Raw genomic sequence first — 14,127 nt, forward strand, 5'->3', positions numbered from 1 at the left:
AGCTAGCGGGAAGTATAGCCACTCGGAACGTGAGGTTAATATGTGTACGATGATGACCGCTATCATACGAGTGTCGGCCTTGGAAAGGTAATACATTTTGAAACTATTAGTGACAGGTAGTAGTGGGTTTATTGGACGCCGTGTCGTTGAACTGGCTGATGTGCAGGGAATGGAATGCCTGTCCCATCGTAGCCAAAAGCCGGGCATTCCGGTTCAGGAAGGCACTGTCTACCAGGATCTGTCGGCCGACGCAGACTGGCGTGAGGCCCTGAACGGGGTTGATACCGTCATTCATTGCGCGGCACGCGTTCACCAGATGCAGGACGCGCAGCGCGATTCGCTGTCGCTATACCGCGAGACCAACGTGGCGGGAACATTAACGCTGGCGCGCCAGGCGGCGGAGTCCGGGGTAAAACGCTTTGTATTTCTCAGTTCGATCAAGGTCAACGGAGAAGCGAGCCCGGTTCACCATCCTTTCACCCCCTATGTCGCACAGTCCCCGCAAGATCCCTACGGTTTGAGTAAATATGAAGCTGAGCTGGGCCTGTGGCAGATCGCCCATGAGACAGGTCTTGAAGTGACGGTGATTCGCCCGCCGCTGGTCTATGGTCCTGGAGTCAGAGCGAATTTTCGTACGATGATGAATTGGATCCGCAAAGGTTTACCCCTGCCGCTCGCGGCCGTGAACAACAAACGTAGCCTGGTTTTCGTCGATAATCTGGTGGATCTCATCTTGCTGTGCGCTCATCATCCGCAGGCGGCGGGCGAAACGTTTTTGGTGTCGGACGATCATGATGTCTCTACCGCCGAGCTGCTTGCCGATATGGCGAAGGCTTTGGGCGTCCCAAGCCGCCTCTGGCCGCTGTCTCCGCGTTGTTTGCTGTGGGCGGCGAGGGCGTTAGGCAAAGCGCCCGTGGCGGAAAGATTATTGGGATCGTTGCAGGTTGATATTAGTCATACGCGCGACCGTCTGGGATGGCGGCCTGTTGTGGCTTATCCTCAGGCGCTTGCGCTGACCGCCAGCGCCTATCAGGCTGAGCGCAACGCTACGGATTAATCGATAAACCAAGGTTTAATGCACATTATGTTTCGTTTTTTTGATCTCACGCTCGCGTTGGTTGGACTTTGTTGTTTATGGCCCGTGATGGGCGTTATTTATCTTATCGGGCTGTTTGATACCGGGTCGCCGGTGTTCGTACAACAGCGGGTAGGGCGGCACCAACGGCCGTTCAATCTGATTAAATTCCGCACGATGGCGGTCGCAACCGAGTCCGTCGCCACCCATTTGGCTAACCGTCATGCCGTGACCCGTCTGGGCGCCTTTTTACGTAAAACCAAGCTGGACGAGCTGCCGCAGCTGATTAATGTGGCTCGCGGCGAGATGAGTCTGGTGGGGCCTCGCCCCTGTTTGTTTAACCAGCAGGAACTCATCGACGAACGGCAGTCTCGTGGCGTATTCGAGGTCCTGCCCGGCATTACCGGGTTGGCGCAGATTAATGCCATCGACATGTCTACGCCGCAGACGTTGGCAGAATGGGATCAGCGAATGATTCAGACCATGACGGTGAAACACTATTTTCGCTATTTGCTCCTCACCGTGGTGGGGAAAGGCGCGGGCGATCGCGTGCGCTGATACCGCAACTCCGTGACCTGTTAGTCGTCACGGAGTTGCCTCCCTCGGGTTGCCGCGCTCTGGCGCCCAAAAGCTTACTTCACGTCTTCTAAAGCGGTTTGGTCCACGTAGGGCTTCATCAGGCTATCCGCCTCCCGCTGCGCATTATTAGCGGCGTCCTGCGGCGTGACCTTCTCGCTGTTCACCACGGCCGCTAGCTGATTTTCCATGGCTTTGCGAACCGCCACCGTTTCGTAAGTGGCATACCACGGATGAGCATAGGTTAGCTGCTGCAGCGCCGTTTCGGCATGTGGATCTGCTGCCAGATAAGCTTTCATTTCCGGCGTCTCATAGGCGGCTTTACGTGGCGAGAAGTAGCCAGTAAAGCGGCTCCAACGGCCATTAACCTGCGGACTGACCAGATAGGTCAGGAACTGGTAGGCTGCTTTTTTCTGCTCTTCCGAAATACCTTTGAAACTCACCAAACTGCCGCCGCCGATCGGCACCGCACGCTGCAGGTGCGCTGGCAACATCGCCACGCCCAGTTCGAAGTTCTGACTGTTGTCCCGCATGAAACCGAGCGCACCGGTGCTCAGCATCGCCATTCCCAACTTACCGGAGAAGAACGCCGCACTGATTTGTTTGGAGTTAAGCACGCCGGACGGCATCACCTTGTCGCGATAAATCAGGTTCTGCCAAAAGCGGAGCGCGCCTATCGTCGAGGGCGCGTTGTAGTAAACCTCGCCGGGGTAGTCCGGATTAAAGTACTGACCGCCGTTGGCGCGCGTCAGCGCCGAGAGTAACCAGGCACCGTAGTCGTCGTTGGTGGAGGGCAGCATGATCCCCCATTGGCCTTTACTCTGGTCCGTCAACTTCTGAGCGATCTCCCGCATCTCCTGCCAGGTCTGCGGCGGTTGTTTGATACCGGCCTGTTCGAACAGGGTTTTGTTGTAATACAGAATCGGCGTCGAGTTATGGAACGGGATGGCATAAGTGACGCCCATCACCTGAGCATTCCGATGCATGGCGGGCCAGAACTCGCTGTGCAGGAACGCAGAGGCTTTGCGATCGCCAAATTTGAACAGTTCGTCCATCGGCAATATTTCCTGCTTCAGCGCCAGATCGGTGGTGAAGTTGGCTGACATGATGACCAACGCGGGCGGTTGCCCGGCCTTAGCCGCCGCTTCCGCTTTGATTTTGGTGGTGTCGTAATTGCCAGTGAAGATGCCGCGCACCTCTACCTCCTGCTGCGACTGGTTAAAATCCCGGATAATGCGGGTCATTTCCATCGTCAATTTGCCGTCGACCGGCGCAGGAAACATGAAATCAATGTTTTGTTTGGCCAGTGCGCCGTCGGTGAATGACATCGCCAGTCCGAACGCCAGCATTTTAAAACTACGCATGGGGAATCTCCTGGAATAAGTTTTGCCCGGTAGCGGCATTAAAAAGATGAATATCGGTAGACTCGATGCCGAGACGGACGGGGTCGCCGCGTTCGGGAACGTCGCCCCGATTTTTACGGCAGTAGCGCAGCATGCCGATGGCGGTCTCTACGTGAAGCAAGTACTCACCACCCAGCAGCTCTCGCTGCGTGATACGCCCAGCCAACTGAAAGGTATGAATGCCGTGCTCGGGGTGATCGGTGAGGTGTTCCGGTCGTACGCCGAAAACGATCTCGGGGATCTGAGCGGCGTGCGTGGGAAGCGTTAGCGTGCCTTCATCCAGTGCGACGTTGCCGTTGTGACAGGAAAGTCGGACCAGATTCATGGCGGGAGAACCGATAAACCCAGCGACAAACACATTGGCGGGATAAGCGTAAAGCTGTTCCGGGGTGCCGACCTGTTGTAGCTCGCCGCGATCCATCACCGCAATGCGGTCGGCCATCGTCATCGCTTCGATTTGATCATGCGTGACATAAACCGTGCTGGTTTTTAACTGGCGATGCAGCGCCATGATGCCGTCCCGGACATCGGTGCGCAGACGCGCATCCAGATTCGACAGCGGCTCATCCATCAGAAACAGACGTGGGTTGCGAACGATAGCGCGCGCCATGGCGACCCGTTGACGTTGTCCGCCCGACAGTCGGCCCGGTTTTCGGTCTAGTACGGCCTCCAGTTGCAGCAAGCGGACCGCTTCGTCCAATCGTGCCTGTCGCGTCGCCTTGGGCTCACGGCGTATTCGCATACCGAAGGTGATGTTGTCTCTGACCGTTAAATGAGGAAACAGCGCGTAGTTCTGGAAAATCATGGCGAAATTACGCTCCCGCGGCGACGTGGCGGTGACATCCTCTCCCTCAAGCCAAATATGGCCCTCGCTGGCGCTTTCCAGACCGGCCAGCAGCCGCAGCAGCGTACTTTTTCCGCAGCCGGAAGGGCCGACCAGCACCAGAAACTCGCCGGAGGCGATCTCTAAGGAGACCGACTTCAGCGCCGGTTTACCCTCGAAGCGTTTGCCGAGGTTCTGTAGTCGTATCAGGCTCATCACGCGTCATCCATCGGGCAGCTGATGGCCGCGTTATACAGCCACGGTCCGGCATAGTGCGACAGCGGATGCAGGTAGCTGACCAGCTGATGGTCCACCAGACGGTGCATCAGACAGGCGGCGGGCGACATATCGTAATAAGGGCGCGCATCTTCATGATGGTAAGGCACCTGATGCACCGTTCCGGGGATCGTCGCGATAATCGCCTGACGATAGTGGGTGAAGATCATGCAGTGGTTATGGCCGCAGAAAACCCTGACAAGGGCCGGGAAGCGCTCGATAAGCGCCAGCAGACGGTGCCCGTTTTCACAGGCGATCTGATCCATTTGAGCGGATCCCAGCGCCAGCGGCGGGTGATGCATAAAAATAGCGGTAGGCTTGTCGTCGAGGCTGAGCTGCTCTTCCAGCCAGCGCAATGTCGCTTCCGTCAGCCATCCTTTAGACGATCCAGCCTGGCTCGAGTCGATAAACAGCAGGCGTAGCGGGTAGTCGTCGATGGCGTAACGGATATTTTGCGGATCGAAGCCGATCTGCGGGCAGATCGCGTGCAGGTATTCCTGAAAATAGGTTTTGTCATCGTGATTGCCGGGGATGAGGTACAGCGGGTAGTCCAGCGCCCCCAGCGTCTGGCGCGCCATGCGATATTCCGCCGCCTGGCCGCAGTTGACGATGTCGCCGCTGACGATCACCGCGTCCGGTCGTTCCCTCAGCGCGTTGAGCTGGGAAACCACGTCCGCGTTGGCCGCATTGACATCAATGAATCCATACAGCTTTTGTCCCTGATGACGAAAATGCGTATCTGAAATATGCGCTAACAGCATGAGTCACTCCGTTATTTTATTCCTGAGAAGCCGAAGCTTTTCAGGAACTGTTTTTGGAACAGGATGAAAGCCAGCATCAGCGGCAGGCAAACCATCAGCGTCCCGGCGCCGATGGTGCCCCACTGACCGCCGGACTCCGCGCCCATCGCAAAGGACACCAGTCCGACCGTGAGTACCTGTTTGTCCGGATCGTTAAGCATCATCAGCGGCCACAAATACTCGTTCCAGTGGTAGGTCAGACTGACGGTGGCGAAGGCCATCATGGAGGGCCACGACATCGGCAGCAGGACGCGATACACGACCTGCCACCAGCGGCAGCCTTCCATCAGAGCGGCTTCTTCGATCTCTTTGGGAATGTTCATAAACGCCTGGCGCATCAGGAATACGCCGAAGGCGGAGGTGAAGTAGGGCATCATGACGCCGGTGAGGGTGTTGAGCAGACCGAACTGCTGCAGCGTCATCATATTGGGCACCATCATCATGACCGGCATAATCATCAGCTGGACTAAAAACAGGATGAACAGCGTCTGTTTGCCGCGGAATTCATGGCAGGCGAAGACATAGCCCGCGGTGGTGATCGTCAGCAGTTGCACGAGCAGGGTGCCGAAGGCGAAAAAGGCGGTATTGGCGTACAGGCGGAGCCAGTCGGCGCTGTACCAGGCGTCGCGAAAATTATCCAGCGTCAGCGGCCAGCTCGGCAGCAGGGAAGCCATGCCGGGGCCAAACGTGCTGGGGCTGAATGCCGCCGACAGCATCCAAATGAACGGCGCTATCCAAAGCAGCGCGGCGCAGATGAGCAGCGCGCTGAGGGTGATGCGTCCGCTTTGGCGCCAACGTAGCCACGTTGGACGGGCGGCGGTCTTCGCCTGATAGATGGGCGTTAATTCAACGCTCATAGTGCGCTCCTTTTTCCAAAACTTTCAGGTTGATGAGCGAGAAGAGGAACAGGGCGAGCAGGGTGATAAAGGTGGCGGCGGAGGCTTTACCGAAGTCATGGGTGTCCCATGCCAGATTCTGGATGTAGTAAAGCAGCACCGTGGTGGCGTTATCCGGTCCGCCGTGCGTCATGACGGCAACGTGATCGATCTGGGTAATGGCGTAAATCAGCGCGGTGGTGAGCACAAAGCTCAGCGTCGGGCGCAGCAGCGGCAGCGTGACGTTGAAAAACACCTGTATCGGTGATGCGCCTTCCATGACGGCAGCTTCGCGCACGGAGGCCGGAATACCCTGCAAACCAGCCAGGAAGAACAGCATGTAGTAGCCGGCGAACTTCCAGATGCCAATCAGGCTCAAGGCCAGCAGCGCGCTATTGCTGCGGCCGAGATAATTGTTGTTCATGGGGCCGAACAGCTTGGCCAGATGGTAGTCCAGCAACCCCATTCCCGGCATGAAAATAAACAGCCACAGCGCAGCGGCGCTCACCATCGGGATAATCATGGGAAAGAAAAAAGCGGTGCGTAGCCAGCGGTTCACCGCCGTGTTTTGCCATAGCGCCAGGGCGAGCATCAACGCCAATATCACGCCAGGGATGACGGTCAACAGGATGTACAACACATTGTTCCCCAGCGCGCGCCAGAACACGGGGTCGTCCAGCAGCCGCGTAAAATTGCTTAACCCCACGAACGGCGCGTTATCGCCGGTCATACGCGTGTCGAACAGGCTGTCGTAGACCGACCGTAATAAGGGAAAGTAGGTGAATAGAGCGAGAAACAGCAGTGAAGGCAACAGAATGAGCCAAGGCAACCAGTGACTACGCATGAGGTTTACCGTCGTCAGCGATGAAAATTGAGCGGTTATCCTGAGGGGGCAATGCTGCATCCGCATGGCGGAACAGTGACGGTTTGATGACGAGGTCGTGATCGGCCGACAACGCCTATCGGGAATGGCTATGCCGAATGAGTTCACCCGATGATCCGGACGTTGAAGTTTCATCCTCATGTCGCGGCCCGTGTGATTTCATCCCCGAGACGGCATCAGCAATATGCAAATAAAGAAAGTAGAACCCCAAACGTGCGGTGTTGTCGAATCGGACAAAAGGGGATGACGTTGGATTACGTCGGGTCATTTTGTCTAGACTCAACGTGTTATGCGAGAGGACGTGAATGGTAGAGAATAAGACATTAGCCTCCGGCTTCTCCTAGGTTGCGGATTATTCTGATAGGAATGAACGCCGTCACGTCAGGTCAGCATGTTACACTGGCTGCGGCAGTCATAGTGTAAATGTGACCCAAAGGGCGCATTCTCCTTCTAACAGTCGATATCCCTATCGTTTCAGGCTTTGTTATGGCGTTAAGTTGTGCGTCGGCGCGGACTATTTTCAGGTAATATAGTTTTACCAACAATGGTTGGCCTGCCTGGGTTCGAGTGTTTTCTCTGCTGTTACCATTCTGCTTGAATCGGATTTGCCGGTCGGCGTGGTAAAGAATTAACGGTTTTTTGTCATTTCTGGCATGGTTCGGCTGAGAACGGCTGTCATTCCAGTATGGCGTTACGAGATGATAGCAATGAGCACCACCAAAAAATTCACCAAAGATTTACTCCATCCCCGTTATTGGCTCGTCTGGTTTGGTCTGGCCCTTTTATATCTCCTGGTACAGTTGCCGTACCCGCTGCTGATGTACACCGGACGCAGCATGGGCAACGCCGCGCGTTTCTTCCTGAAACGCCGGGTCCGCATCGCCCGCCGCAATCTCGAACTGTGCTTTCCCACGATGTCGCCGCAAAAGCGCGAAGCGATCGTCAAAGAAAACTTTGCTTCACTGGGCATGGCGCTCATGGAAACCGGTATGGCCTGGTTTTGGTCGGATCGCCGCGTACGCGCCTGGTGCGAAGTTATCGGGCTGGAGAATTTGCAGCAGGCAGGGCGTGAACAGCGTGGCGTGATGGTCATTGGCGTACATTTCATGTCCCTGGAACTGGGCGGCAGGGCGATGGGATTATGCCGACCCATGATGGCGATGTACCGGCCTCACAATAATAAAGTGATGGAGCTGGTACAAACCTGGGGACGCTCCCGCTCTAATAAAGCCATGATCGACCGCAAAGATTTACGCGGCATGGTGCAGGCGTTGAAACGCGGCGAAGCGGTCTGGTTCGCGCCGGATCAGGATTATGGCCCGCGCGGCAGCGTATTTGCGCCGTTTTTCGCCGTCCCGAAGGCGGCGACGACCAGCGGAACATTTACGATTAGCAAACTGGCTAATCAGCCGGCGATGGTGACCACCATCTTGATCCGCAAACCCAAGTGCAAGGGATACCAGCTGGTGATTCAACCCGAGCTGAAGGATTATCCACAAGACGACGAAACTCAGGCGGCAAGCTACATGAACCGTGTGATCGAGCAGGAGATTATGCGCGCGCCTGAACAGTACCTCTGGTTGCATCGCCGTTTTAAAACGCGACCGGTGGGAGAAGCCTCGCTCTACCTCTAATGGCCTCATCAATACAAAGACGGGCAACCGCTCATGGCGGTTGCCCGTCTTTGATCGTGAAAGAATGTCGGTGCGATAAATAAATAGTTTTTGAAATTCTTATCCCAAAAACGGGATAATCGCAGGCTTACTTTACGGTAGCAGACGTTGCCCCGCCGTTGTCGGGGCTCAAGGGGACGTTTCTGCCGCTGGTGATGGCCCATGTTGTTTGTCTTAGGCAAGGGATAAACGGCATGACGTTAGCTAAATTCTGGCTCAGTCTCTGCGTCTTTCCATGCTGGCCGGTCCGAATGACCGTGTTGTCTGGATGCACAGAGGCTTAATAATAATGACTTAGCAAGGGATACCACCATGTCCAATTCTTCTCGTCAGGCTGATGAGGCTGCCCGTCCGCGTGGCGCACTCGATGCTTTCTTTAAAATCGATCAACGAGGCAGCAGCGTACGTCAGGAAATACTGGCGGGTCTTACCACGTTTCTGGCGATGGTTTACTCGGTTATCGTTGTCCCCGGCATGCTGGGCAAAGCCGGTTTCCCGCCTGCCGCGGTGTTTGTTTCCACCTGTCTGGTCGCAGGGGTAGGGTCTTTGTTGATGGGCCTGTGGGCTAACCTGCCGATGGCGATTGGTTGCGCGATTTCTCTGACCGCGTTTACTGCGTTCAGCCTGGTGCTGGGACAGAATATCAGCGTGCCCGTCGCGCTGGGCGCCATCTTCATGATGGGGGTGCTGTTTACCATTATCTCCGCGACGGGGATCCGTTCCTGGATCTTGCGTAACCTGCCGCAGGGCGTGGCGCACGGTGCGGGTATCGGTATCGGCCTGTTCCTGTTGATCATCGCAGCCAACGGCATCGGTCTGGTCGTGAAAAATCCGGGCGCCGGTCTGCCGGTCGCGATGGGCCAGTTCACGTCGTTTCCGGTGGCGATGTCGCTGCTGGGTCTGGCGGCGACCATCGGTCTGGAAAAACGCCGCGTTCCCGGCGGTATTCTGATTGTGATTATCGCCATCTCCGCACTCGGCCTGATTTTTGATCCGAACGTGACCTACCACGGTTTGTTCGCGCTGCCGAGCCTGAGTGATGCCTCCGGTCAGTCCTTGTTCTTCAATCTGGATATCAAAGGCGCGTTGCAGCCTATCGTCCTGCCAAGTGTATTGGCGCTGGTGATGACGGCGGTCTTTGACGCGACCGGTACGATCCGCGCTGTCGCGGGGCAGGCAAACCTGCTGGATAAAGATGGTCAGATTATCAGCGGTGGTCGTGCGCTGACGGCGGACTCCGTAAGCAGCATTTTCTCCAGCCTGATGGGGACCTCGCCAGCGGCAGTTTACATTGAATCCGCGGCCGGTACGGCGGCGGGGGGCCGTACGGGACTGACGGCAACGGTGGTTGGCGTACTGTTCCTGCTGATGCTGTTCCTGTCTCCGCTCTCTTATCTGGTGCCGAACTATGCAACCGCGCCTGCGCTGATGTATGTCGGTCTGCTGATGCTGAGCAACGTGTCCAAGCTGGACTTCAACGATTTCGTCGACGCGATGGCCGGTTTGGTCTGCGCCGTCTTCATCGTGCTGACATGTAATATCGTGACCGGCATCATGCTGGGCTTCGGCTCGCTGGTACTGGGCCGTGTTTTCTCCGGCGAATGGCGCAAGCTGAACGTCGGCACGGTGATCATCGCCATTGCACTGGTGGTGTTCTACGCCGGCGGTTGGGCGCTGTAATACTGTTTCAGACAACGTCATACCCAGAGGGGAACATGAGGTTCCCCTTTTTTACAGGTTCATTTCCGTTTTTTCTTTTTCGGTGCCTTTTCATCGCATTCCATCTGTTATTATTTTCTTAGGTCGATGACGACATCGCTCGAACGACGCTTAAGGCCTGTTCCTTACGCGGCCCCGCCAGAAACATGTCACGTCAATTCACCGGTGTTAGCGCGTTGATCGGTTACAGCAAGCATTAAGGAAAGCATGGAAATATTTTTCACCATCCTGATTATGACGTTGGTGGTTTCTTTGTCCGGCGTTATCACGCGTATTCTGCCCTTTCAGATACCGTTGCCACTCATGCAGATTGCCCTTGGGGCGATGTTGGCCTGGCCTAAATTTGGTCTGCATGTCGATTTCAATCCTGAACTGTTCATGGTGTTGTTCATCCCGCCGCTGTTGTTCGCCGACGGCTGGAAGACGCCAACGAGAGAATTTCTGCGCCATATGCGAGAGATCCTCGGGCTGGCGCTGGCGCTGGTCATTATCACCGTCGTCGGGATGGGCTATCTCATTCATTGGATGGTGCCTGATATGCCGCTGGTGGCCGCATTCGCGCTGGCGGCGGTGTTGTCGCCGACGGATGCCGTGGCGTTGTCCGGCATCGTCGGCGAGGACCGCATCCCGAAAAAACTGATGGGGATCCTCCAGGGCGAAGCGTTGATGAACGATGCGTCCGGTCTGGTCTCGCTCAAATTCGCCATTGCTATCGCCATGGGCACGATGGTGTTTACCGTGCACGGCGCCACGCTGGAATTTTTGCAGGTGGCTCTCGGCGGCCTGCTGGCGGGGATCGCCATTACCTGGGTTTACAGTAAATCGCTGGGGCTGATCAGCCGCTGGAGCGATGACGACGCCGCGACGCAAATTGTGCTGCTGCTCCTGTTGCCGTTCGCCTCTTATCTGATTGCGGAACATTTGGGCGTGTCGGGGATTTTGGCCGCGGTCGCTTCGGGAATGACGATCAGCCGCTCGGGCATGATGCGCAGCGCGCCGTTGAACATGCGTCTGCGGGCCAACAGCGTCTGGTCCATGCTGGAGTTTGTGTTTAACGGCATGGTGTTTCTGATGCTGGGGTTACAGTTGCCGAGCGTGCTGGAAGAGTCGATCGTTCAGGCGCAGAGAGACCCGACGATTGAAACCTGGATGCTGTTTACCGATATTGCCATCATCTACGGCGCATTGCTGCTGCTGCGCTTCAGTTGGGTCTGGCTGATGAAGCATTACAGCCTGCATATCCAGAACAAACGCCCGATGGTGTTCGCGGAATATACCTCTCGTGAGCTATGGATTGTCTCTTTTGCCGGGGTGCGCGGCGCCATCACGCTGGCCGGTGTTCTGTCCATCCCGCTGTTGCTGAGCGACGGTAGTGATTTCCCCTCACGTTATCAGCTGGTCTTTATCGCGACCGGCGTCATCCTGTTTTCATTGATGTGCGGGGTCATTGCGCTGCCGTTGTTGCTCAAAGGCATTGTCATGACGGACAAAAGCTCGCATAAAAAAGAGGAACGCCTGGCTCGCACGGCGATGGCCAAAGTCGCCATCGACAGCCTGTTGAAAATGCAGGAGCGTCTAGCCGCCGATCGTGAGGATAATATCGATGAACAGGTGCTGAATGAGGTCTGTGCGCAGGTCATCGGGATGCTGCGTCGGCGAGTGACCGGCAATGATGAGCTGGAAGCCAGTATAGCGATTGAAAATCTGGAGCGCCGTTTCCGGCTGGCGGCCGTCAACGCGGAGCGCGCCGAACTTTATCATCTGCGCGCCACACAGCAGATCAGCAATGAAACGCTGCAAAAGATGCTGCGTGAGCTGGATCTGCTGGAAGCGGTGTTGATCGAGAAGGTCTAGGCCGGATATCCCCGTGGCGCGAGAGCGAGCGTCATGGGGTGTTTCATCAGAGTGGCGCATCCGGGAGCGGTTTTTCCTCCAGCAGCTGTGCGACGACGCTGGGGTTCGCCAGCGTGGAGATATCGCCCAGCTTATTGCCTTCGCCGTTGGCAATTTTTCTCAGGATGCGACGCATGATTTTGCCGGAACGTGTCTTTGGCAGGGCTTCCGCCCAGTGTAAAACGTCGGGAGTGGCGATCGTGCCAATCTCTTTACGCACCCACGCGCGCACCTCCTCATGCAGTTCCGCCGTCGGTTTTTCGCCGTGATTCAGCATGATGTAGGCATAAATCGCCTGTCCTTTCACGCTATGTTCCACCCCCACGACGGCGGCTTCGGCAATTTTAGGATGAGAGACCAGCGCGGATTCGATTTCCGCTGTCCCCAGCCGGTGGCCGGAAACGTTCAACACATCGTCCACGCGGCCGGTGATCCAGTAATCCCCGTCCTCATCGCGCCGTGCGCCGTCCCCACTGAAATAACACTCTTTGAAGGTAGAAAAGTAGGTTTCCTCGAAGCGTGCATGATCGCCGAATAGGGTACGGGCTTGTCCCGGCCAGGAGTCGGTGATGACCAGATTGCCTTCGCACTCGCCTTCCAGCATCTGACCCTGACCATCGACCAACGCGGGTTTGACGCCGAAAAAAGGCTGAGTGGCGGCTCCGGGTTTGAGATCGGTCACGCCCGGCAGCGGGGTAATCATGATGCCGCCGGTCTCCGTTTGCCACCAGGTGTCGACGACCGGGCAGTCGCCATTGCCAATTTTATGGTAATACCACTCCCAGGCTTCAGGATTGATCGGTTCCCCGACGGATCCGATGGTCTTCAACGTTCGGCGCGTTGATCCCTGTATGGCTTTATCGCCATCCGCCATCAGCGCGCGAATAGCGGTGGGCGCGGTATATAGAATATTGACCTGATGCCGGTCGACGATCTGTCCCATACGGCTGGCATCTGGCCAGTTGGGAATACCTTCAAACATCAGCGAGGTAGCTCCACAGGCCAGCGGTCCGTACACCAGATAACTGTGACCGGTGATCCATCCGACGTCGGCGGTACACCAGTAAATATCGCCGGGATGATAGTCAAACACGTATTGGAAGGTGAGGGCCGCGTAGACCAGATAGCCGCCGCTGGTATGCAGCACGCCTTTGGGCGTGCCGGTTGAGCCGGAAGTGTAGAGAATAAACAGCGGATCTTCGGCTTTCTGCTCTACCGGGGGACAGTCCTCGTCCGCCTGATCCATTAACGTGTGCCACCAGCAATCGCGATCGTCCTCCCACACTACGGCGTTGCCGGTATGCTGAAACACGATCACCCGCTTTACCTGACTGAGCCGCGGATTGCTTAACGCGTCGGTCACGTTTTGTTTTAGCGGGATCGTTTTACCGGCGCGCCGTCCTTCATCCGCCGTGATCACCATTCGGCTGCCGGAGTCGAGCAGTCGTCCAGCGATGGACTCCGGCGAGAAGCCGCCGAAGATGACGGAATGAATCGCGCCGATGCGGGCGCAGGCCAGCATCGCGATGGCCGCCTCCGGCACCATCGGCATATAGAGGGTGATGACATCGCCTTTACCCATCCCCTGTGCTTTCAATACGTTGGCAAATCGGCAGACCGCCTGATGGAGCTCCCGATAGGTCAGGCTTCGGGTGCGTTTGCCGTCATCACTCTCCCAGATAATCGCCTTTTGGTCGGCGGCATGCGGTAGATGGCGATCCAGACAATTCGCTGACACGTTCAACGTGCCGTCCTCGAACCAGCGAATATCGACATGGCTCGGATGAAATGAGGTTTTTTTAACCGACTGGTAGGGTTTAATCCAATCGACTATCCTTCCTTGCTGGCGCCAAAAAGAATCGGGATCGTCAATGGATTGTTGATACAGCTGACGGTAGCGTTCAGCGTCGATCAGCGCCTTGTCCGCGATGTGGGTGGAGACAGGATAGTGTTTGTGCTGGCTCATCGTGCATCTCCCTTGTCTTTGTGTTAACAATATGTCAACAAATGGTTAAATGCATTTTGAGGATCGAATTTGTTTGCTTTTTGGGCGGAGGATCACGGATTACTCAACTACGATTAATGTTTCAGAAACCAAAATAAATCGATGACAATAGAAAAGAGATCGTTA

The 14,127-nt window shown here is 56.3% G+C and carries 11 protein-coding genes; 5 read left to right on the plus strand and 6 right to left on the minus strand.

What is annotated here, in order from left to right; genetic code table 11:
* Window positions 1-97: 97 nt before the first annotated feature.
* Both CKQ53_RS08415 and CKQ53_RS08420 read left to right on the plus strand, forming a co-directional pair.
* Complete coding sequence (locus CKQ53_RS08415) at window positions 98-1,057, plus strand: UDP-glucose 4-epimerase family protein (protein WP_094117827.1); 960 nt, start codon at window positions 98-100, stop codon at window positions 1,055-1,057.
* A gap of 27 nt (window positions 1,058-1,084) precedes the next feature.
* Complete coding sequence (locus CKQ53_RS08420; RefSeq protein WP_094117854.1) at window positions 1,085-1,633, plus strand: sugar transferase; 549 nt, start codon at window positions 1,085-1,087, stop codon at window positions 1,631-1,633.
* A gap of 74 nt (window positions 1,634-1,707) precedes the next feature.
* Here the strand turns inward: CKQ53_RS08420 and CKQ53_RS08425 are convergent, their stop codons facing one another.
* The 5 genes from CKQ53_RS08425 to CKQ53_RS08445 are packed head-to-tail and all read right to left on the minus strand — an operon-like array spanning window position 1,708 to window position 6,672.
* Window positions 1,708-3,015, minus strand: coding sequence for an ABC transporter substrate-binding protein (locus CKQ53_RS08425; RefSeq protein ID WP_094117826.1), 1,308 nt, complete (start codon window positions 3,013-3,015; stop codon window positions 1,708-1,710).
* On the minus strand, window positions 3,008-4,087 hold the full coding sequence (locus tag CKQ53_RS08430; RefSeq protein ID WP_085651344.1) for an ABC transporter ATP-binding protein: 1,080 nt from the start codon (window positions 4,085-4,087) through the stop codon (window positions 3,008-3,010). Before CKQ53_RS08430 ends, CKQ53_RS08425 begins: the two co-directional genes overlap by 8 nt.
* Before the next feature lie 5 nt (window positions 4,088-4,092).
* Window positions 4,093-4,914 carry a phosphodiesterase gene (locus tag CKQ53_RS08435; RefSeq protein WP_094117825.1) on the minus strand — a complete coding sequence of 274 codons (822 nt, stop codon included), beginning with the start codon at window positions 4,912-4,914 and terminating at the stop codon, window positions 4,093-4,095.
* Window positions 4,915-4,925: 11 nt separating this feature from the next.
* Window positions 4,926-5,810, minus strand: a complete 885-nt coding sequence (locus CKQ53_RS08440) for a carbohydrate ABC transporter permease (protein ID WP_094117824.1) — start codon at window positions 5,808-5,810, stop codon at window positions 4,926-4,928.
* Window positions 5,800-6,672 (minus strand): carbohydrate ABC transporter permease, encoded by an 873-nt coding sequence (locus tag CKQ53_RS08445; protein ID WP_094117823.1) that lies wholly within the window; start codon window positions 6,670-6,672, stop codon window positions 5,800-5,802. The genes CKQ53_RS08440 and CKQ53_RS08445 overlap by 11 nt, the downstream gene beginning before the upstream one ends.
* A gap of 746 nt (window positions 6,673-7,418) precedes the next feature.
* On the opposite strand from CKQ53_RS08445, the gene lpxP reads away from it, so the two are divergent.
* From lpxP to CKQ53_RS08460, 3 genes are all read left to right on the plus strand, one after another.
* Window positions 7,419-8,345 carry a kdo(2)-lipid IV(A) palmitoleoyltransferase gene (gene lpxP, locus CKQ53_RS08450; protein WP_085651331.1) on the plus strand — a complete coding sequence of 309 codons (927 nt, stop codon included), beginning with the start codon at window positions 7,419-7,421 and terminating at the stop codon, window positions 8,343-8,345.
* 351 nt (window positions 8,346-8,696) lie between these two features.
* Window positions 8,697-10,064, plus strand: a complete 1,368-nt coding sequence (locus tag CKQ53_RS08455; RefSeq protein WP_094117822.1) for an NCS2 family permease — start codon at window positions 8,697-8,699, stop codon at window positions 10,062-10,064.
* A 246-nt stretch (window positions 10,065-10,310) separates the two neighbouring features.
* Window positions 10,311-11,957, plus strand: coding sequence for a Na+/H+ antiporter (locus tag CKQ53_RS08460; RefSeq protein ID WP_085651333.1), 1,647 nt, complete (start codon window positions 10,311-10,313; stop codon window positions 11,955-11,957).
* Window positions 11,958-12,003: 46 nt separating this feature from the next.
* On the opposite strand, the gene acs is transcribed toward CKQ53_RS08460, so the two are convergent.
* A complete protein-coding gene (acs, locus tag CKQ53_RS08465) occupies window positions 12,004-13,962 on the minus strand; it encodes an acetate--CoA ligase (RefSeq protein WP_094117821.1) in 1,959 nt (652 codons plus the stop codon).
* Window positions 13,963-14,127 lie beyond the last annotated feature (165 nt).

The sequence above is a fragment of the Lonsdalea britannica genome (assembly GCF_003515985.1).
GTDB lineage: Bacteria > Pseudomonadota > Gammaproteobacteria > Enterobacterales > Enterobacteriaceae > Lonsdalea > Lonsdalea britannica.